The sequence below is a fragment of the Xanthomonas sp. D-36-1 genome (assembly GCF_017746155.1).
In the GTDB taxonomy this organism is placed as follows: domain Bacteria; phylum Pseudomonadota; class Gammaproteobacteria; order Xanthomonadales; family Xanthomonadaceae; genus Xanthomonas; species Xanthomonas cissicola.
In genome coordinates this window covers 52655-73484 of sequence record NZ_JAGHWR010000032.1, presented here as the reverse complement: position 1 = coordinate 73484, position 20830 = coordinate 52655, and the positions used below count along the sequence as shown (strand labels likewise).

Sequence of the window (20830 nt, the reverse complement as noted above, 5' to 3'; positions counted from 1 at the left end):
CCGACGTGCTGAGCTTGCGTCGGATGCCCTGATCTATCGCCACGCTGGCCACTGGGCACGGTTCGCAGACCCGCAACGCACGGCCGATGCTCGGCCTGCGTCACCGTTGCTTGATGTTGCAACGCATGGCGAGTGCCACTGATGCGCCAACAAAAAAGCCGCGCAGTGCGCGGCTTGATGCATGAGCCGAACTGAAGATGCTCAGCGGACCTTGGCCAATGCCACGCGGGCGTCGGCCATGAACTTCTGTGCTTCCTGCGGTGTGGCCAGATTGGCGGCGAGCTGGCTGAGCACCTGCTCGATGTCGCTGGAAGCATCCCAGGCTTCATCGCACAGCATGCCGGCGATCGGGCCGAGATAGTTCAGTGCGACCGCTTCCAGTGCAGCGCGGACGCTGTCGTCGGGCCCGGCGCCAGTGGCAACCGGCGCCGCACTCGCGCTTGCGGCAGGTGCGGCAGGTGCGGGTGTCGGCGCAACCGGCGCACGCACCGGCGACGGTGCGCCGCCGAGATCCTGTTCAAAACCGCCCATCAACCACTGCCGCGAGTCGTCGCTCAACAGCGAGGGTTTGCCCAGGCCGGCACCGGGGTCGACCTGGAAGCGCGCCTTCGCCGCGTTGACCATGGTGAGGCGTTGTACCGCCTCATCATTACGCAGCATGCGGAACACCACTTCTTCGATCTGCCCGCTGTTGATGCGGACGATGCAGGAGTGGTTTTCCTCGGTGACGATGAACAGAAAGCCGGACGCCTTCTTCAATGCCAGCGCTTTGAGCTCGCGCAGGATCTCGATCAGCGGACGGAATTCAGTGGACATGGCGTCTTCCTTGCAGCATCAGGTACGGAGTGGGTGACAGCGACTCAGCGTTTACTGAGGCGCTCCATGGCCAACCGGACGCTGTTGGACAAGCGGGAAATGGCGCGCGCCAGGGTACCGATTTCATCTTTGAGGTTGACCTCTGCGATGGTGTGGTTCCACTTGCCCAGGCTCAGTTCTTCGGCCACGGTGGTCAAGTGCTGGATCGGGCGCAACACGCGGCTCCAGATCAAGGCCCACTGCAGGCCGAGCAACAGGGCGCAGACCAGCAGACCGATGCCGGCGATCCACAGCGACTGGCGCACGATCACGCCATTGACGTCGCTTCTGGGATAGGCCGAGACCAGGGTGAAGCCCCAATCGGGTACTTGTTCCTTGGTGACGACCCAATCATCCGGAGTGTCCCTGACGATACGCTCGATGGTGGCGGTGTCGGTGGTGGCACCGGTGGTGGACTGGAAGCGCAGCTTGTTCTTGCTGTCGAACACGGCAATGAAGCCGGAGTCGAGCACCCGACGGCTGCTGACCACGTTTTCCAGCGCCTGGGTGTCTGCCTTGTAACCGACGTACCACGCACCGATCACGCGCTTGTCGTTGCCGGCAAAGATCGGCTCGTAGCCGGTGACGTACGGGTTGCCGAGAATATCGACCACGCCGTAGAAGCTTTCGCCGTTACGCAGCTTGGCGGCGGCCTGGCCGTTCGGATCGAGCACGGTGCCGATGGCGCGGCTGCCGTCGTCCTTCTTGACGTTGGTGGAGATACGCACGAAGTCGTCGCCGGTACGCGAGAACAGCGTTGCGGTACCTTCGTGGATGGCGGTGACCTCGTCGACCAAGGTGAAGGCATTTGCCTGCGAGCGCTGGCCCAGCAGCAGGTCGTTGGCGCTACGATCGGCGACGCGGACGTCGCCGCCAACGCTGGGCGCGCCTTCCTTGTTGGCTTCCCTGCGCAGCTGGCGCATGGAGGAATTGACGCGGTCGAGCATCATCGCGCGGGTGCCCGCGAACAAGGTCTGCAAGGACACCGACTGGCGCTCGATCGCGTCGCCGGTTTCGAACTTGACCCGGTTCGCTTCGGTAATGGCCAGAATGACCGTCAGTGCCACCACCACGACCAGCACCAAGGCCAGCACCGGCAACAGCAGGCGCACCCGCAAAGAGTGACGAAGCATCGCAATTCCCCTGAACGCGTTTAAATGATTGAGTCGAGTGCCGCCGCAGCGCAGTGCGGCGGTTGGACGTAGCCGTTATCGGCTGTCGAACCAGATGCTGAAGCGGCCCCCATGCCGCTTGGCGGTGCATACGATAGCGCAAGCCGATCGGTTTGAGCGCGCGCGTCTATCGCGCGTGTCGCCTCGCGTTCAAGAATGGTGGACCGTATAGCAAAAGCTACCTCCTGGGTGGCGCGCAGGATTGGCAAGCCACCGCTCAGGTCTCCAGCGACAGGATCCCGCGCCGCAGCGCGACGGTGACCGCATGGGTGCGATCGCGCACGCCGAGCTTGCCCAGGATGTTCTTCATATGTGCCTTGACGGTTTCTTCGGAGATGCGCAAGGCACTGCCGATCTGCTTGTTGGAGCAGCCGGTAGCGACCAGGTTCAGCACTTCGGTCTCGCGGGCGGACAGGGCGTCATCGAGCACATGGGCGGCGATATTTTCTGCCACCGAGGCCGGCACATGCCGGCGTTGGCCGCGACGCACGTCGCGGATGGTGTCGACCAGCTCACGGCGCAGCGCGCTCTTGAGCAGGTAACCGCAGGCGCCTGCCTGGAGGGCGCGTACCGCGCGCACGTCGCCGGTGTAGGTGGTCAGCACGATGACCTTGGCGGCGGAGTCGACCTGGCGGATGCGCTGGATGGCTTCGACCCCGTCCACGCGCGGCATCTGCAGATCCATCAGCACCACGTCCGGGCGCAGGCGCGTGTAGCAGGCCACCGCCTGTTCGCCGTCTTCCGCTTCGCCGACCACGCGCATGTCGTGCTCGGCGGCGAGCATGGCACTGAGCCCATCGCGCAGTAGCGGATGGTCGTCTACCACCAGCACGTCGGTTGGTCGGACCATGTCAGCCATTGGAACTCTCCGTGGATCGTGCGGTGTGAACTGGCCACCACCATCGCTTGGCGCGCAGGTAGGCGGCACGGGCGGGCAGGGTGATCTGGATTTCGGTGCCGCTGCCGGGACGCGACCACAGCTGCATCTTGGCGCCGATGCGCTGCGCGCGTTCCTGCATGCCGGTCAGGCCCCAATGCCCGGTGCGGGCGTGGCCGTGCAGCACATCCGGATCCAGGCCGCGGCCATCGTCGCGGATGCGCAGCGTGAAGTCACGAGAACCGTAACGCAGTTCCAGCGCGATGCCGGTGGCATCGGCGTGCCGGTCGGCATTGGCAAGCGCTTCGCGTCCGAGCTGGAACAGCTCGTCGGCCACCAGGTGACGCAAGCGCACGGGCCGGCCTTCGACGGAGACCTGCAGTGCGGCCGTTGGCGGCGGCATGGTGGCGTTACGCGCCCGCTGCAGGGCGGCGGCCAGGTCTTCGTGCAGGGACTGGCTGTCGCGCAAGCCGCTGACGCGATCGCGGCCTTCGGCCAGCGCGTTTTCGGCCAGATCCACCGCCTGTTCCAGCTCCAGCCGGCGCGGATCGTTCCAGGGGAGCGTGCGGCTGGCGGCATGCAGCCGCAGGATCAGCCCCTGGGTGCCCTGCAGCAAGGTGTCGTGCAATTCGCGGGCGATGCGTTCGCGTTCGCGGTAACGCTCTTCCAGACGCGCGCGCAGGCGTGCAGCCACCTGCCGGGTCCGCATGCGCCAGGCGACGCCGAGCGCCAGCAGCAACGCCAGCGCGCAGCAGGCCTTGAATTGCCAGGTTTGGATGAAGGCCGGCTCGATGACGAAGTCCAGGGTGTCGCCGCGTGCATTCCACAGGCCGTCGTTGTTGGCGGCCGCAATACGGAAGCGGTAACGCCCGGGCGCAAGGTTGGTATAGAAGGCCTCGTTGCGGTTGCCGGCGTCCTGCCAACGTGCATCCACCCCTTCCAGCCGGTAGCGGAACCGCACGCGCTCCGGGCGGGTAAGGCTGATCGCGTCGTAGCCGATGCGCAGACGGTCGGTCCATTTGGGCAGGTGCAGGCCGTCCTGACGCGGGTAAGGCCGGTCGTTGGCGACCACGTCGGTGATGAAGACCTTCGGCGCGGTGGGGTTGCGGTAGGTCTGCTCGGGATCGAGCCAGGCCAGGCCCTGGTTGGTGGTGAACCAGAGCAGGCCATCGGCCGCGGCGATCGCGGTAGGCACCGGGGTGGCCTGCTGGGCGACGCCGGGCAGGCCATCCATGATGTCGTACAGGCGCAGCGTGGGGCTGACCACGCCGGTGCGCAGGCTGCGCAGCAATGCCTGCCTGCCGATTTGCACGACGCCGCGATTGCCGTTCAACCAGAAGGTGTCGTGACGGTCGCGCACGATGCCGGTGATGCCCTGCAACACCGGATTGGCCTGATCGGCCAACTGCTGGAAGCGGCCATCGCTGCGGAGCACTGCCAGCCCGCTTTCGCCGGCCACCAGGGTGAGGGCCGCGCTGTGCCAAACGGCGGTGATCGGGCCGACCGACAAGCCGTTGTTGGCGGTGTAGTGCCGCACCTGCCCGCCACGCAGCACGCTGAGCTCACCGGTGACGCTGCCTACCCACAGCGCGCCGTCCGGCGCGGCGAGCAGGACCGAACAGGGTTGGTCCAGCAAGCTGGCAATCGCCTGCCAGCGATGACCATCCCAGCGCTGCGGGCCACTGGCATCGGGACACGCCCAGGGCGTGTCCTGGGCATCGACGGCAAACGCGCGGATCGATCCGGTGCGCACGTCCTGCGGCAGGGGCAAGGCGTGCGTGCGGCCTGCGTGCAGGCGCAGCAGGCGGTTGTCGCCGAGCAACCAGCCGTTGGCGCTGGCGGGCACCTGCAGCACGCTGGCGGGCGCGCCGCGTTGCAGGGCCTGGATGCCGGTGCGCGTCAAGGCCAGCTGACGCTCGTCGCGCAGGACCGCCAGCAACATCGGTGCGCCTGGCGTGGCGACGGTTGCGAAGATCGCCACCGCCGTGGGATGGCCGGGCAGCAATGCCGCCAGCGGCAGCAGGGCGCGATGCCGGAAGCGGTTGAGCCCCAGATTGGTGCCTGCCCAGAGATTGCCTTCGTGGTCTTCCAGCAGCGGGCCGGCAGTGGAGGAGGTCAGACCCTGCAGCGGGCCATAGCGTTCGAGCACCGGCGCAGGCGATGTGGGCTGGGCGACACGGAACACCCCGCCTGCGATGTAGTCGCTGCCCCACAGCGCGCCGTCGCGCATGAAACGGATGCGATGGGCGAACAAGCCGGGAAACTGCTGCCGGTTGCGTGCCACGGCAGGTAACACCGCGCCATGCGTATCGGTGAGCGCGAACACGCCGCGGTGCGGATCGGCGACCCAGATCGTGCCGTCGGGGTGCTCGGCCATGGTGGTGAAGTGCCCGACCTGCTGGCCGCTGGATTCGAAGCGTCGTGCACCCGGTGGCAGCGACAGGATGCGGCTGCCATCGCTCACCCACAGAATGCCGCGGCGATCGCGCAGCAGCCATTGCGCGCTGGATTCCGGGTAGCCCCAGTCGGCACCGGCGCGGTGCCAGCGCCGTCCATCGAACCAGCACAGCCCGCCATCGATGGCGGCCCACAGGCGGCCGCTGCCATCGCGCTCGATGCGGAACACCATCCCATCCGGCACATCCTTGCCGGGCACGAAATGGGTGAGATGGCCGTCTGCCAGGCGATCGATGCCGGCATTGAAATAGCCGATCCACGCGCCGTCGTCCGTGGTCAGCGACAGCGCGGTCATATTGTGCGATGCATAGGCTTCGCCCTCCGGCGCCGCCTGCCGGGTGAAGTGTTCGCCGTCGAACTTGAACAGCCCGAAGCCAGTCGCCAGCCACAGCGCGCCGCCATCGGCTTGCTGGATGTCCCAGATGTCGGCCGGCGCACCGCGCTCGATGCTCCAGGCGGTGTGGTGGAACTGCAGCAGCCCGTCGCGGGTTGCGGCAATGCCGGCTGCGCAGGCGGGACGACAGAGCATGAATAGCCACCACAGCGCCACGACCGCTGCCGGGCGCAAGCGCGACAAGGAACGCGAATGGATGACGGGCTCATGCGGCATCGCATCATTGTCGGGCGGGATCGGGGGAAGCACCACCACCTCTTTCGGGGGAGGCACGTGCGTACCGAGTTGGTTTAGCGACTGACGCAAGCCGCGCGCGTGATGCGGGAACTGTAGGGCAGCGCGCAACGCCTCGACATGCTGCAGCTCGACTGCACCGCATCGCCGTTGCGTTTGCTTCCCGGTCGCCTCGACGCGCCGTTTCGTGTTGATCGCGACATTGAACAGCGGCGCGCTGTCTGATCAGCGCGATGTCTGGCGATGCGTTGCGTTCTCCCGATTCCACTGGCACGGCATCGGGGCATGACGCAGCGCTCTATCGAACGCGTATCACATCCAAGCTGCTGCCCATGGCAAAGACGTGCAAGCACTCCCCCGAAAGAGGGAACGATTCGCCTCACCATCAGGGGTAGGGCAGCAAGGCTGTCCCCGGCACCATGCGGTCATTCCCCCCGGAGACGCCCCATGGCACCTCTGACTGCCGTTGCTTGCCCCGATACGCGTGCTGCAGGGCGCATGCACAGACAGGCACCGCGTGTGCGCGCTGTTGCGCGCGCGATGCAGTACATCGACACGCATCTGTACGAACCTGTCAGCGTGGCGCATCTTGCGCAAGCGGCCTGCATGAGCCGCTTCCATTTCGCACGCGTGTTCCGCGATGCGGTCGGCACCAGCCCAATGGAGTACCTGCGTCTTCGTCGGCTCGAACGTGCCCAGGCGATGTTACGCGAGGGCGGCCACACCATCAGCCAGATCGCGACCGATCTGTGCTTCTTCGATCAAAGCCACTTCGTTCGCAGCTTTCGCAACGCCACCGGTTGCACGCCGGCGCGTTTCGCCGCGCAGACGGCGATGGAGCCGTGCGGCGCTGCCCACATGCCCTCGTCGCAGCGGCGCGGCGGTGAATCGGTTTCACTTTCCATGGAGCAACCCGCATGACCACTGCAACTGCCGTACCCGGCACATCCTTGCTATCGCCCGGCGATCACGCCCTGATTCTGATCGACCATCAATCGCAGATGGCATTCGCCACGCACACCATCGACATTTCGGCGCTGCGCAACAACGTGTCTTTGATTGCCAAGGGCGCCAAAGGGTTCGAGGTGCCGGTGATCCTGACGACCGTCGCTGAAAAGTCGTTCTCCGGCCCGTTGTTCCCGGAGCTGCCGGACATCTTTCCCGGTGAGCCGGTATTCGACCGCACCAGCATGAACGCCTGGGAAGACCAGGGGGTGATCGATCGCATCAACGCAATCGGCAAGCGGCGTCTGGTGATCGCCGGTCTCTGGACCAGTGTATGCATCGTCGGCCCGACACTGTCGGCGATCGAACAAGGGTTCGAGGTGTACGTCATCACCGATGCTTGCGGCGACGTGAGCGATGAAGCGCACGAACGTGCAGTCACGCGCATGGTGCAGGCCGGCGCTGCGCCCATGACCAGTGTGCAGTACCTGCTGGAATTGCAGCGCGACTGGGCACGTGGCGACACCTACGCGCTGACCACCGGCATCGCACGCGCACATGCCGGCGGCTATGGCATCGGCATCCAGTACGCCAAGAGCATGTTCGGTGCGCAGGAAGGCGGGCATTGAACGCATCGGCACCACGTGGCACCGCCGGACTTTCGTCAGCGTTGCTGATGCTGCGCATCGCTGGCGGCGGCTTCCTGCTGCCGCATGGGTTGGGCAAGTTGCTGGGCTGGTTCGGTGGACCGGGCTTGACCGGATTTGCCGCTGAGTTGCAGCAGTTCGGCTTTCCATCCGCTGCACCGTTGCCGCTGCTGCTGGCCCTGGTGCAGACCCTCTCCGGGCTGGCCGTCTTGCTGGGGGTGTGGACGCGTGCCAGCGCCGCACTGGCAGTGCTGTTCATCGCAACCACCGTGCTGGTTGCCGTGCCCAAGGGCTGGTTCTGGATGCACGGTGGAATGGAATACCCGCTGATATGGATGTTGGTGTTGCTGGCACTCGCTGCGGCCGGTGCTGGCGACTGGTCGCTGGATCGCCTGCGTAGGCGTGTGCCATGAGCCACATGCCAGGCAAGCACGATGCCGGACGACGCTTGTGGATGCAGGGCGCCGCAGCCGGTCTTGCGTTGGGTGCATTGCCGGCTGCCTCGTCTGCATCAGGGAAGTCTCCAATGCTCGATCTCGTCGTTTGCAATGCGCGCATCACCACGCTCGATCCGCGCCAGCCCAGCGCCACCGCCATCGCCGTTGCCGATGGACGCATCGTGGCAGTCGGCGACGATGCGCAGATCATGGCCTTGGCGAAGGGCGTGCGCACCATCGATGCGCAGGGGCGACGTCTGCTGCCCGGCCTCAACGACAGCCACACCCATCTGATCCGTGGTGGTCTGAATTACAACCTGGAGCTGCGCTGGGATGGCGTGCGCTCGCTGGCCGATGCGATGGCGATGCTGAAGGCGCAGGTCGATCGCACGCCAGCGCCGCAGTGGGTGCGCGTGGTCGGCGGTTTCACTGCGTACCAATTCGCTGAGAAACGCCTGCCCACGCTCGAGGAGATCAACGCCATCGCGCCGGACACGCCGGTGTTTCTGTTGCATCTGTACGATCGTGCCTTGCTCAATCGCGCCGCGCTGCGCGCCTGCGGCTACGACAAGACCACCCCGGATCCGCCGGGCGGGCGCATCGAGCGCGACAAGCTGGGCAACCCCACCGGCTTGCTGCTGGCCAAGCCCAACGCGTTGATCCTCTACGCCAGCCTGGCCAAAGGCCCGCGCTTGCCGCTGGAATACCAGGCCAACTCCACTCGCCATTTCATGCGCGAGCTCAACCGGCTCGGGATCACCTCGGTGATCGATGCCGGCGGCGGTTTCCAGAACTATCCGGAGGATTACCAGGTCATCGAACAGCTGCACGCGGCCGATCAACTGAGCGTGCGCATCGCCTATAACCTGTTCACCCAGAACAAGGGCAAGGAGGTCGACGACTTCCGCGGCTGGACCGAATTACTGCCGGTACGCAAGGGCGATGACCTGCTGCGTCACAACGGCGCCGGCGAGATGCTGGTGTTTTCTGCTGCAGACTTCGAACAATTCAGCGAGCCGCGCCCAGAGCTGCTGGCGGAGCTGGAACCCGAGCTGGAGCAAGTGGTGCGGCTGCTGGTGGAAAAGCGCTGGCCATTCCGTATCCATGCAACATACGACCAAAGCATCGCGCGCATTCTCGATGTCTACGAAAAGGTCAACGCCGACCTCCCGTTCGATGGCCTGCATTGGTTCATCGACCATGCCGAAACGATTACCCCGCGCAATATCGATCGCATTCGCGCCTTGAACGGCGGCATCGCCGTGCAACATCGCATGGCCTACCAGGGCGAGGCATTCGTGCAGCGCTATGGCATGCAGGCCGCAAGGCAGACGCCGCCAGTGCGACGCATGCTCGCAGCGGGAATTCCGGTCGGCGCGGGCACAGATGCCACCCGCGTGGCCAGCTACAACCCGTGGGTGGCGCTGTCGTGGCTGGTCACCGGCCGCACGGTGGGCGGTCTGGCCCTGTATGGCGACGAGAATCTGCTCGATCGCGAACAGGCACTGCGGTTGTGGACTCAGGGCAGCGCCTGGTTTTCCGGTGACGAGACCAACAAGGGCACCTTGGCGGCGGGGCAGTTGGCCGACTTCATCGTGTTATCTGACGATTACTTCCGCATCGACGAAGCGGCCATCGCCGACATCACCAGCGTGCTGACCGTCCTGGGCGGGCGTGTCGTGCATGGCGAGGGCGACTTTGCCGCGCTCGCCCCCACGCTACCGCCTGCCATGCCGGACTGGTCGCCGGTGAATCGGTTCGGCGGCTACCAGGTCGGAGGCAGGGTGAGCGGGCTAGCCGCTGCGCCGCACGCGCATGCGCACGGCCACGCGTGTCGAGCCCACGGCGCGCACGCGCATGCGGGGCTGCATGCTGTCCCAACCGATGATCTACGTAGCTTCTGGGGCGCCTTGGGATGCGCGTGCTTCGCGTTCTGATGGCGTTTTCCCCGGCACCTCTGCGTGCCTGTGCGTTGGGTGCGGCGCACCCCCGCGTCGTTTGTTTCATCCCATTGCCTGGAGTCTTGCCGCGATGACTGTTTCTGCCGCACCTGCCGAAGGTGGTGCCTGGGCGCCGCTGCGTGAGCCGGTTTTCCGCGCCTTGTGGCTGGCGATCCTGGGCAGCAACATCGGTACCTGGATCAACGATGTCGCCGCGTCCTGGGTGATGGCCGAACAGACCGGCTCGCCATTGATGGTGGCGGCGGTGCAGTCGGCCACCACCTTGCCGGTGGTGTTATTGGCACTGGTCGCCGGCACGCTGGCCGACATCGTCGACCGTCGTCGCTACCTGCTGTTGACCCAGGCCTGGATGCTGCTGGTGGCCGGTACGCTTGCGTTATTGGCACATCTGCAGTTGCTGACGCCCTGGGTCTTGGTGGCGCTCACCTTTGCAATGGGCGTGGGCGCAGCAATGGCGATGCCGGCGCAGGCGGCGATCGTGTCGGAACTGGTACCGCGCCCGATGCTGGCTTCGGCGGTGGCGCTCAATTCGATCGGCATGAACATCGCGCGATCGATCGGCCCGGCCGTGGGTGGGCTGATCGTGGCGCAATTCGGCCCGCCGTGGGCCTTTCTGCTCAACGGGCTGACCTTTGGCATGATGCTGTACGTGCTTTGGCGGTGGCGCCGCGATGTGCACGCCTCGGCGCTGCCGCCGGAGAGCTTTGGCGCAGGCCTGCGCGCAGGGTTGCGCTACGCCGCGCGCGCCGGCCGCCTGCAGGCGGTGCTGATCAAGGCCGCCGGCTTTTTTGTGTTCGCCAGCGCATTGACCGCGCTGCTGCCGTTGGTGGTCCGCCGCGACATGCAGCTGGGCGCCGGCAGCTACGGCGTCTTGCTGGGCTGCATCGGCTTCGGAGCGATCAGCGGCGCCTTGCTGTTGCCGCGCCTGCGTGCGCACTACGACCGCGATCTGTTGGTGTTCGTTGCCACCCTGGTGTGCGCCGCATCGCTGCTGGGGTTGGCGTTGTCGCGGCTGCTTGGCGTGTTGTGCGTGGTGATGGTGGTGAACGGCCTGGCCTGGATCACGGTGCTGTCGTCGTTGCAGATCGCCGCACAGACCGCCGTCCCTGCGTGGGTGCGTGCCCGTGCATTGTCGCTGTACATCGTGGTGTTTTCCGCAGGCATGGCCAGTGGCTCGCTGTTATGGGGTGCGTTGGCGCAACGCACGTCGATTGCCACAGCACTGCAGATCGCCGCTGCCGGTGCAGTGATCGCCGCGCTATTGGTCAAACGCGCGCGGATTGCCGGGACCGAACAGCTGGACCTCGCCCCCGGTGGGCATTGGCCTGCACCTGCGCAAGTCGATCGCGTCGAGCACGACCGCGGCCCGGTGCTGGTGACAGTGGAATACCGTATCGCTGCCGAGGCACGCGTCGCGTTCTTGCAGTTGATAACACAACTGGGCAATGCGCGCCGCCGCGATGGCGCCGTGGTCTGGGGCATCGCCGAAGACGCTGCAACGCCGGGTGTGCAACTGGAATACTTCATCCTTGCCTCATGGCTGGAGCATTTGCGGCAGCACGAACGCGTTACCGGCGACGACCGCCAATTACAGGAACAGATCCGCGCCCTGCATCACGGCGAGCGCGCGCCGGTGGTGCTCCACTTCGTCGGTGGCGGTGGTGCTGCGCTGCCGCCGCACGCGCACTCGGATATCTGATGCCCGTGGACTGGAAGTTCATCAGTGGTGTCGCGTTGGGTGTGGCAATCGGCTTCGGCTGCCGTATGGCCGGCATTCCATCGCCTGCTCCGACGGCTTTGGTCGGCGCGCTGCTGGTGCTGGCAATGACGTGCGGCTACGCACTGGCCGACCGCTTTCTGGCCAAGCGTGCCGCCAAGAATCTGGGGCATTGTGGCGGGCCCAACGGCCGCGTGGGCCGGCAGGGCGACGTATGAGCCTGGCAGTGCTCGGGGTACTGCTCGCATTGGCGATCGGCATCGGCTGCCGGTTGCTCGACTTGCCGCTGCCCGCTCCGCCACGTCTGACCGGTGCATTGCTCGTCGTGGCGATGAGCGGCGGATTCCTGCTGGCTGACTGGTTGCTGCGCTGAAGCAGCACGGTGTCGGGACCACGCCGCGTGTCCTGCAAGCGGCAAGCGCTAGATGCCCTCAGCCAGCCAAGATTTCGATCAAGCCTGCGAAGCGCAGCGAACAGCAACGACTCTCACCATCAGGCAGACATGGCCGGTGTGCGAATCGGCAACGCGCTTGGAAAAACCTAGCGGAGCGGCAACCCCGGCACCCCCGCTGACAGGATGCCGTGCGCATGCAGGGCGGCGTCCAGCTCCGCCGGGATGGTATCGCCGCTGCCCATGCGCAGGACCACGACCTGCAGACCGACGCCGACCAACTCCACTACGACGGCCTGCTGCTCGCCCAGCGTCTGCGGCCAGGCGCGCCGTTGCGCATCCCGGCGCGCCAGTTCCACCACCGCGGTGGGCACGTCCGACGCCAGCAGCAGCACGTCGGCCAGGTTCAGGGCGCGCAAGGCATTGAGCGTCAGCAGGCCCGGATCGCCCGGGCCGGCACCAACCCATTGCACGCTGCCGCGCGCCGGAACGCTGTCCACCGCCTCCAACGCGGCGGCAAAGGCCGCTTCGGCGGCGGCGGTATCGCCGGCCTGCAGCAATTGCGGCACCTGGCCGTCGATCACCTGATCGAACCAGCGACGCCGCCGGTTCATGTCCGGCAACTGCTGACGAATGCGCTCGCGATGCTGGGCGAACAAGGCCGCCAGCATACCGACCGACGCATGCAGTTCGCGCTCCAGTCGCTCGCGCAGTCGGCGCGCCAGCATCGGCGCCGCGCCCGCCGACGAAATCGCAACCACCAGCGGATCGCGGTCGACAATGGCCGGTACCTGGTAGGTGGAGAGTTCGGCATCGTCCACGACATTGACCAGGCGCTGGCGTGCGCCGGCCGCTGCGGCGACACGTTGATTCAGCTCCACATCGTCGGTGGCCGCGACGACCAGCCACACGGTGTCGATCCAGCCAGGATCGAACTCGCCTGTCATCTGTTCAAAGCGCCCGGCCTGCAGCAGCTGGGCAAGTTCGGGCGAAAGCGCGTGCGCATACAGTCGGATGTGCGCACGCGCCTTGAGCAGCGCCAGCACCTTGCGTGTGGCGACTTCGCCGCCACCGATGACCAGTACGGCGCGCCCCTGCAGGTTGGCGAACAACGGGAACAACGGCATCCGACACACTCCGAAAAGATGGCTCGCACCAGCGCCATGTTGCATGGCACCATCGGGCCACGTCCAGCGGCCTGGATTACGCGCTGCTGGATTTCGGGCCGCAGCAATGGCCATTTCCGGCAGGCAGTACGCAAGGGCAGGGGCGGCGTTACACCGACGGCGTATTCGCGCACGCCAACGGACGTGCGCGCTTCCATGTCACGCCATATCGCAAGGTGGCCGAGGCCACTTCGGCACGGTTTCCGATGCGGCTGTTGACCGGCCGTCTGCGCGACCAGTGGCATGGCATGTCGCGCACCGGGCGGGTGGCGGCGGCATTCGCGCATAGTCCCGAGCCGACGCTGCGCATGCATCCAGGCGATGCGCAACGGCGTGGTCTTGTGGCCGGTGAACTGGTGCAGATCGCAAGCAAACGCGGCGCGCTGGTATTGCCGCTGGAACTGTCGGACGAACTCCGCTCGGGCACGGTGTTTGCCCCCATGCACTGGAGCGGGCAGAGCCTGTCCAGCGGCGGCATCAACGAAGTCAGCACGCCGGCAGTGGATGCGCGTTCGCAACAGCCCGAGCTCAAACACACGGCCGTGCGGGTGGAAAAGAGCACGTTCGGCTGGCATCTGCTGGCGGCGCGGCGCGGGGATACAATCGCCTTGCAGCAGACGTTGCAGCCACTGTTGCGCGACTGCGGCTATGCTTCGCTGCGCCTGCATGCCGAGCCATTGGGCGGCAGCAGGCAGCATGCATCCGGGGATTGGGTCGTGCTGCATGCCGCCTGCGAACGCGCGCCCGATGCCACGTGGATGGATCGCCTGGTCGCCGCCTTGCATCTGCCGGCCGGCACGGATGTGCTGGAGTATCGCGACCTGCGCCGCGGGCTGATGCGCCGCGTTGGCTGGCGCATGCACGACGGGCATCACCATATCGACGGCGTGCTGCTCACTGCCGCGCAACCCAGCGACGCCAAAAATCGATCGTTGCTGGCCACCGCATTGGCTGGCAAGCCGTGGCATGGTGCGCGGCTGTCGGTGTTCGCGCATACCCACAGCGCAGCTGGCGATCCGATCGTGTGCACCTGCATGCATGTCTCGGCCGCCGCGATTCACGCCGCCATCGACGAGGGCGCCGACCTTGCGCAACTCAAGCAACGCCTGGGCTGCGGTACCGTGTGCGGCTCGTGCGTGCGCATCCCGAAGATTCCCTGCCTAGCCTCTGGGCCAGCCGCATCCGTGCGTGGACGGCATGCATTGGCAATGGTTCCGGCCTGGTGTCAACGTCGGCCAGTGGTACAAGCCTGCACACAACCGCAAGGTCTTTCGCAGGGTGTATCGACGTGGCGCGTTGAAGGCGTGTCAGTGCGCGCCCAGATCCGCGCGCAGTCTGTGTGCGTGCATTGCCTGTTTCGACCTGTGGCTGCGCCGCTCTGAGCGTGCCCGTAGCGCATTGGCCGAGCGATCTTGCGGTATCGACAGCACGCGCCTTGCGAGGCGCGGTGCACGCCATCACCGAGGCGATGGCCTCACGCGGCGATCTGGTGGGCCGAACGCCGACGGCTGATTCCTCGCCGTACGTGGCAATCAGGCGACGCGAGATCGGAGCACGCCCGCAGCAGCGGCGGGCAGTTGATCCAGGCACAGCAGCTGATCCTGCGACGCCTGCGCAAGCTGTCTGGCGGCTGCGGCATCGCAGCAGCGCCCTTTGATAGCGCGATCCACCCAATAAGGAGGCCCGATCGTCCGGCGATGCGAAGGTGTGCAAGATTTGCGCAGCGAGCGCAGCCATTTTTTCCTGCATCCATCCGCGATGCACCGCGGGACTTGCCTTTCCGGGTTGGCACGAATGTTGCGGTTAGCCCATTACCCAGGCGTAACCGAAGCATCGAGAGGAGGCACAGTGGAAGACGGACAAAACACGACCCGTAGCCGGCGCGGCTTTGCCGCATTGGATCCGGAGAAGCGCCGCCTGTTGGCGAGTAGCGGTGGCAAAGCCGCGCATGCCAGCGGCAATGCGCACGAATTTACTAGCGACGAAGCGCGCGAAGCTGGTCGTAAGGGTGGCCAGGCCGTAAGCCGCGATCGCGATCACATGTCGCGGATCGGCAGCAAGGGCGGGCGTTCCAAGCAGGCCAAGCCGCAGGAAGAATCCGCTTAATCCAGCCATCGGCGTGCCATGGCGCGCCTGTTCGGGAGCGGATCTTGCGAGAGGCTGGGTATAGGCGCTACGCCCATGCGGCCTAGCGCCTGTGCTGTTTTTGGTTTGAAGCAAACCGATTTGTGCGCGCGATAATGCGCAATCGATTGCAAATTTTTGTACGCAATCATCGCGTGTGATGTTCTGTGCACCTTGAAAGATCCACGAGCGCCTGCGGTGCAATGCGTCGTGCACAAGCGAGAAATTTTTGCAGCCCTGCATGATGTCCGACATCGATTGCACGGAGAAATTTCACTCCAGCCCTGCTGCAGCTCCTAACCTCGGCAGGATTTGCACCCCCCCGGATTGCGGGCTCACCGCACCGCCGCCGCGTGAAGTGTCCCCGCGATCGGTAGCCGAACGCATCGACCTCAGGTGGTCAGCGTGGTCGGCGGCCCTGCGTTGCATGCAGGTCCTGAGGGATCGCCAGGCAGGTCCTCAGTTCTGTTTTGACCGCATACAAACAGTCTGTGGATGGCGGGGTCGCAGCGCCGTCGCGCCATGTCTATGGCACGTAGACGGCGCACGCAGCGTTCACCTGGAACAGTCACATCTTTCATCCGCGCCGCTGCAGGCTGGACATATCGCAAACAAACAGGAGAACCCCATGGCCGAACCCCAAGAAAACCTGATGGACTGGCTGCGCGATGCGCATGCAATGGAGCAGCAGGCCGAGCAGATGCTCAAGGCCCAGGCCGCACGCATCGAGCACTACCCCCAGCTCAAAGCCCGCATCGAGCAGCATCTGGAAGAGACGCTGGGGCAACAGCGCTTGGTCGAGTCGTGCATCGAGCGCCTGGGCGGTTCACCGTCGATCATCAAGGACGCCATGGGCAAGATGGCCGCCTTCGGGCAGGCGATGGGCGGCATGACCACCTCCGACGAAATCGTCAAGGGTGCGATGGCCAGCTACGTGTTCGAGAACCTGGAGATCGCCACCTACACCGCGTTGCTGGGTGCCGCCAAAACGGTAGGCGATACCGAAACGCAGCGCGTGTGCGAGCAGATCCTGCCCCAGGAGCAGGCCATGGCCGATTGGCTACTGGCGCATCTGCCGGAGTTGACTGAAGAGTTCCTGGTACGCGACGCCACCCCAGGGGTTACCGCAAAGAAGTAAACGTCGGCTACGTCAGCTTGCATCGGCCCCGCAGTGCGGGGCCTTTTTGCTTCTGCGTGCAGAGCGCTTACCCTTGGCGCTTTCCTCGCACCGGTGTCTGCAATGACGACCAACCCAACGTATCCGATCGGCACGCCCGGGCAACCGTGGGGCGAGCCGGAACGCGCCATGTGGCGCGCACGCCAGCTGCAGCAGCGCAGTTATGCGGACGATGTCGTGCAGCAGATCGCCACCCTGGCCGAGCAATACCAGCGCGTGCAGTACGGCACCATTGCCCATGCGCAAGGGGAGTATCCCTTGCTGGCACTACGAAGCGAGCAGTGGGACGACAGCCTGCCATGCGTGTTGGTTACTGGAGGCGTGCACGGCTACGAAACCAGCGGCGTGCAAGGTGCGCTGCAATTCCTGCAGCAACGTGCTGCCGACTACGCAGGCAGCTGCAATGTACTGGTGGCGCCGTGCATCAACCCATGGGGTTATGAGCGCATCCAGCGCTGGAATGCCGATGCAGTGGATCCGAATCGCGCGTTTCGCAACAACAGCCCGGCCGAAGAGTTGGCTGCGCTGATGCGGGTGGTGGCTGCGACCCCCGGGCGAATGCTGGTGCATATCGACCTGCACGAAACCACCGATAGCGACGAGAGCGAGTTTCGCCCAGCGTTGGCGGCGCGCGACGGTGCGGTGTTTGTGCCGGGAAGCATCCCGGACGGGTTTTATCTGGTGGGCGACAGTGAAGATCCGCAGTCCGCCTTCCAGCAGGCGGTGATCGCGGCGGTGGCCGAGGTGACGCATATCGCGCCCGCCGATGCGGATGGGCGGCTCATCGGGGCACCGGTGGTGGGGCATGGGGTCATCAATTATCCGGTGCGGCGACTGGGCCTGTGCGCCGGTGTCACCGATGCGCGGTATCGCACGACCACCGAGGTCTATCCGGATAGCCCGCGCGCCACACCCGACCAATGCAACGCTGCGCAGGTCGCGGCAATTTGCGCGGCAATCGACTACGCATTGGCGCAGCACTGAGGGCAGGGCACTCAGTGCAGCTGACAAAACGACTGTGCAGCCGCCAGGCGGGCGCTGCCGGTGCTCGGAGCCGGCATGTCCCACGCGTACACGCCGGTTCCTCCGCGCCGTCCACGCCTACCTGACGACTGTTCGCTGCGTTGTGTTAGCCGCTCTCAGGCACGTACGCGGCAGGGTTGGCCGGCAAATCCCTGTACGCCGCGCGCAGCGATTGCTCGCGTGCGGATTCGGGCCAGGGTTCTGCGGCTACGTCGCATGTGTGCGACGCGTCTGCACGGCCGTGCATCGTCGCAGCATGGACCGGCGCGTTGCCTGCATGGCCAGCAGAGGACGGGCCGCACGCATGCGGCCTTGCGCGTACAGCGCGTAAACTACGCTTTCATAAATTGCACGAGCGCAGATCCATGCAACACGCTGCATTCAATGGCGCACGCAGGCGCGTGTTGGCTGGCGTGGTCGGGTTGACGCTCAGTGGTGGCGCGTTTGCACAACAGACCAACCCGAGGAACACCATGGCGCAGGACAGCAGCTGGCACGCCGGAACCTGGCTCAACCGGCCGAAGACATTCGCTATCAACGGCGACACGTTGGATGTGGTGACCGACCAGGCGACCGACTTCTGGCGCAAGACGCACTACGGGTTCACCCGCGACAGCGGGCACTTTCTGGGCATCAAGGCCGGCGCAGGCTTCACCGCGCAGCTGCGTGTGCGCGCGCAGTACGAAGCCTTGTACGACCAGGCCGGCATCATGGTGCGCGTGGACGAGCGGCACTGGGTCAAGGCCGGGATCGAACTCAGCGACGGGCGTGCCATGCTCAGCAGCGTGTTGACCAACCCGGTATCGGATTGGGCCACTGGTCCTTACGAAGCCGACCCCAAGGATTTCTGGATCCGTGCCACGGTTGCCGACGGTGTGCTACGCCTGCAGGTCTCTGCGGACGGCCGTCACTGGCCGTTGGTGCGGCTATGTCCATTCCCGATAGCAAACGCCTATCTGGTCGGGCCGATGTGCTGCACGCCCGAGCGCGCCGGACTGAAGGTGCGGTTCTCCGATTGGGCACTGAGTGCGCCGTCAGGCAAGGACCTGCACGATCTCAGTTGAGCGGGCCTCGCTGCATTGCAGGCAACAGGTTGGACGTGCATCGCATTGCCAGGCATCGTGTATGCAACCGCACAGCGGCGCGGTGCGATTGCCTGTCCGGCAGGCTCCGCGCGCCGCCGCGGCGTTACGGCAGGCGCTGCACCGCCGCGGTGTGTTTGACGTAATCGGCCACCAGATGCGCTTCCATGGGTCTGGCCAGCAGATACCCCTGCGCTTCATCGCATCCCCAACTCCGCAGCAAGGCAATCTCATCGGCGTGCTCGATGCCCTCGGCCACTGTGCGATAACCCAATGCATTGGCCAGGCGCACCACCGCCTCGGCGCGCATCTGCATGCCGGTTTTGGTGGCGATGCCAGTCACCAGCGACCGGTCCAGCTTGAGCACATTGACCGGCAACTCGGTGAGATAGCCGAAATTGCTATAACCGGTGCCGAAGTCGTCGATGGCCACGCTCACGCCTGCATCGCGCAACGCGCGCAGCCGCGGCACCGCTTCGACATTGCTGCGCAGCCAGCGCCCTTCGGTGATCTCCAGCTCGATGCATGTGGTGGGAATCGCCAGATCCTTGCAGCGGTTGATCACATCCGCTGCCAGATTGATGTTGCCGAAATCGCGCGACGACAGGTTGATGGAGATAGAAAAATCCAGGCCCTGGGCACGCCACTTCGCCAGCTGTACCAAGGCGCTTTCGATCACCCAATTGGTGACCGTGCACATCAGTGCGGTTTTTTCGAAGAGCGGGATGAACTCGTCGGGACCAATCGGGCCGAGGCTGGCATGATGCCAGCGCAGCAACGCCTCGAAGCCGGTCACCGATAGGTCTTCAAGATCGATGCGAGGCTGGAACACCAGCCGGAAATCGCCAGCGTCCAGTGCCTGTTCGGCATCCAGTGCCAAGCGGTAGGAGCGCTGGATCGCATCGTCGTGCGAAGCGCTATACCAGCACACGATGGCATGGTTATTGATGGCATCGCCCAGCGCCACCAAGCCCTTGCGCATCACGTCGTTGGTGTCCGGCTGCTGCGGGGCAAAGCGCACCACACCGGCATGAAAGGTCAGCGACATCGGTACGCCGGCGGCATCCACCGGCTTGAGCAGCATGTCGCGCAGATCCAGCAGCAGGTCTTCCATCTCGTCCGGCGCGGAGTTGAGCAGGAAGAACGCAAAGCGCATCGAGGCCACGTGGTACACCGTCGCCTTGCCGCGCAAGGCGCGCGTCAACACATAGCTGGCGTGGCGAACCAATTCTTCCAACGGCTGCATGCCCAGCGCCTGGCGCGCCTCGTTGGCGGCCTGGGTATCGTAGACCTCAATAAATGCAGCAATGGTGGGCACGCTATGGCTGCCGAAGGCGAGGGCGTCCAGATCCGATTGCAGCTGACGCGTATTGAGCAAGCCGCTATGCGGTTCGCGCCTGCCTGCACCGAACTGCAATTCCAGTTGTGCGGCAGCCACATTGGCGAACATCAGCAGTTGCTGGTGCTCCTGGCTCGCCAGCCGGCGCTCGCGTGTGTCGATCACGCACAGGGTGCCGGAAATGCCTGTCTGCGGGGCACCCACCGGCACACAGGCGATAAAGCGCGCGGGCAAGCCGGGGAAGGCGGCATCGCCCAGTTTGATTTGCGCAAGCGTTGCATGCTCGATCAACTCGGTCACGCCATTGGGCGCTGCCGGAACCTGCTGGCACAACTCCATCGCCTGCTCGACATGACTGCTGCTGATACCACGCGCTGCCAGCACGCGTAGGCGCCCGCCCTCGGTGATGGTCAGCGCAGCAGCCGGCGAAACCAGGGCATGGCAAAGCAATCGTGCGATTTGCTCGAGTGGCTCCATGCCACCCAGGTCGATCGGCACGCCTGACCAGTCGAAGTGGCGATCCTGCGGTTTGTCGTCCGGGGCTAGCGTCATGGCGTCAGGTTCCGTGTCGAAGATCACACTGCACCGCTACTAGAAACAAACCGGGGTCATCGATAGGTGATGAGGTCTGCACGATTCGTACATTCCCTATCAGCGTTGGGGTAGTTCCACGCGGTAAACAAGCTGGCAGCCCCGACAATAACTGCTGCCGCTGCGCCTGAGTTATACAAATACCGCACTCCCCAATCGGTGTCGACCGGTGCAGTGGTCTTACTCATAAAAGCGAACTCATAAATTGGCGGGAGCGTCTGCAAGCGCATGTATCGAACTT

The 20830-nt window shown here is 65.2% G+C and carries 18 protein-coding genes, 1 other RNA gene and 1 pseudogene; 13 read left to right on the top strand and 7 right to left on the bottom strand.

Translation table 11 applies throughout. The annotated features are described in order from the left end of the window. Positions 1–201: 201 nt before the first annotated feature. From J7367_RS10815 to J7367_RS10800, 4 genes are all read right to left on the bottom strand, one after another. The gene (locus tag J7367_RS10815; protein ID WP_057661315.1) at positions 202–816 is read right to left on the bottom strand and encodes a hypothetical protein; all 615 of its coding nucleotides are present in this window, start codon (positions 814–816) and stop codon (positions 202–204) included. Positions 817–860: 44 nt separating this feature from the next. After that, complete coding sequence (locus J7367_RS10810; protein WP_057661313.1) at positions 861–1988, bottom strand: Cache 3/Cache 2 fusion domain-containing protein; 1128 nt, start codon at positions 1986–1988, stop codon at positions 861–863. A gap of 256 nt (positions 1989–2244) precedes the next feature. Next, a complete protein-coding gene (locus J7367_RS10805) occupies positions 2245–2886 on the bottom strand; it encodes a response regulator transcription factor (RefSeq protein WP_007970341.1) in 642 nt (213 codons plus the stop codon). Further along, positions 2879–5971, bottom strand: coding sequence for a sensor histidine kinase (locus tag J7367_RS10800; protein ID WP_057661311.1), 3093 nt, complete (start codon positions 5969–5971; stop codon positions 2879–2881). Before J7367_RS10800 ends, J7367_RS10805 begins: the two co-directional genes overlap by 8 nt. 465 nt (positions 5972–6436) lie before the next feature. Here J7367_RS10800 and J7367_RS10795 point away from each other — a divergent pair, with 465 nt between their 5' ends. From J7367_RS10795 to J7367_RS10765, 7 genes are all read left to right on the top strand, one after another. Then, positions 6437–6910 (top strand): AraC family transcriptional regulator, encoded by a 474-nt coding sequence (locus J7367_RS10795; RefSeq protein ID WP_057661310.1) that lies wholly within the window; start codon positions 6437–6439, stop codon positions 6908–6910. Then, complete coding sequence (locus J7367_RS10790; RefSeq protein WP_057661309.1) at positions 6907–7563, top strand: hydrolase; 657 nt, start codon at positions 6907–6909, stop codon at positions 7561–7563. The genes J7367_RS10795 and J7367_RS10790 overlap by 4 nt, the downstream gene beginning before the upstream one ends. After that, positions 7560–7994 (top strand): DoxX family protein, encoded by a 435-nt coding sequence (locus tag J7367_RS10785; RefSeq protein ID WP_057661307.1) that lies wholly within the window; start codon positions 7560–7562, stop codon positions 7992–7994. The genes J7367_RS10790 and J7367_RS10785 overlap by 4 nt, the downstream gene beginning before the upstream one ends. A gap of 113 nt (positions 7995–8107) precedes the next feature. Next, positions 8108–9955, top strand: a complete 1848-nt coding sequence (locus tag J7367_RS10780; RefSeq protein WP_176215027.1) for an amidohydrolase — start codon at positions 8108–8110, stop codon at positions 9953–9955. A 94-nt stretch (positions 9956–10049) separates the two neighbouring features. Then, entirely contained in the window at positions 10050–11678 is a 1629-nt protein-coding gene (locus J7367_RS10775; RefSeq protein ID WP_057661303.1) for an MFS transporter, read from the top strand. A 5-nt stretch (positions 11679–11683) separates the two neighbouring features. Beyond that, on the top strand, positions 11684–11914 hold the full coding sequence (locus tag J7367_RS10770; protein WP_057661327.1) for a DUF1427 family protein: 231 nt from the start codon (positions 11684–11686) through the stop codon (positions 11912–11914). Further along, positions 11911–12069, top strand: coding sequence for a XapX domain-containing protein (locus tag J7367_RS10765; RefSeq protein WP_017157566.1), 159 nt, complete (start codon positions 11911–11913; stop codon positions 12067–12069). Before J7367_RS10770 ends, J7367_RS10765 begins: the two co-directional genes overlap by 4 nt. Before the next feature lie 167 nt (positions 12070–12236). On the opposite strand, the gene J7367_RS10760 is transcribed toward J7367_RS10765, so the two are convergent. Then, the gene (locus J7367_RS10760; RefSeq protein WP_057661300.1) at positions 12237–13214 is read right to left on the bottom strand and encodes an NAD(P)-dependent oxidoreductase; all 978 of its coding nucleotides are present in this window, start codon (positions 13212–13214) and stop codon (positions 12237–12239) included. Between the two features lie 68 nt (positions 13215–13282). Between J7367_RS10760 and J7367_RS10755 the strand changes: the two are divergent. From J7367_RS10755 to J7367_RS10725, 6 genes and pseudogenes are all read left to right on the top strand, one after another. Then, positions 13283–14392 (top strand): annotated as a pseudogene (locus tag J7367_RS10755) (molybdopterin dinucleotide binding domain-containing protein); the annotation flags it as partial. A 709-nt stretch (positions 14393–15101) separates the two neighbouring features. Continuing rightward, positions 15102–15359: a KGG domain-containing protein gene (locus tag J7367_RS10750; RefSeq protein WP_005916070.1), complete on the top strand. Its 258-nt coding sequence runs from the start codon at positions 15102–15104 to the stop codon at positions 15357–15359. Between the two features lie 646 nt (positions 15360–16005). Continuing rightward, complete coding sequence (locus J7367_RS10740) at positions 16006–16515, top strand: DUF892 family protein (RefSeq protein WP_008575404.1); 510 nt, start codon at positions 16006–16008, stop codon at positions 16513–16515. A 102-nt stretch (positions 16516–16617) separates the two neighbouring features. Then, positions 16618–17538, top strand: coding sequence for a M14 family metallocarboxypeptidase (locus tag J7367_RS10735; RefSeq protein WP_057661297.1), 921 nt, complete (start codon positions 16618–16620; stop codon positions 17536–17538). 75 nt (positions 17539–17613) lie between these two features. Continuing rightward, a non-coding RNA gene (locus tag J7367_RS10730) (sX9 sRNA) lies at positions 17614–17689 on the top strand. A 253-nt stretch (positions 17690–17942) separates the two neighbouring features. After that, on the top strand, positions 17943–18641 hold the full coding sequence (locus J7367_RS10725) for a DUF1349 domain-containing protein (protein ID WP_057661296.1): 699 nt from the start codon (positions 17943–17945) through the stop codon (positions 18639–18641). Positions 18642–18765: 124 nt separating this feature from the next. Here J7367_RS10725 and J7367_RS10720 read toward each other — a convergent pair whose 3' ends face one another. Together J7367_RS10720 and J7367_RS10715 are read right to left on the bottom strand one after the other, a co-directional pair. Further along, a complete protein-coding gene (locus J7367_RS10720; RefSeq protein WP_042674995.1) occupies positions 18766–20577 on the bottom strand; it encodes an EAL domain-containing protein in 1812 nt (603 codons plus the stop codon). A 29-nt stretch (positions 20578–20606) separates the two neighbouring features. Then, on the bottom strand, positions 20607–20777 hold the full coding sequence (locus tag J7367_RS10715) for a hypothetical protein (RefSeq protein WP_157838197.1): 171 nt from the start codon (positions 20775–20777) through the stop codon (positions 20607–20609). Positions 20778–20830 lie beyond the last annotated feature (53 nt).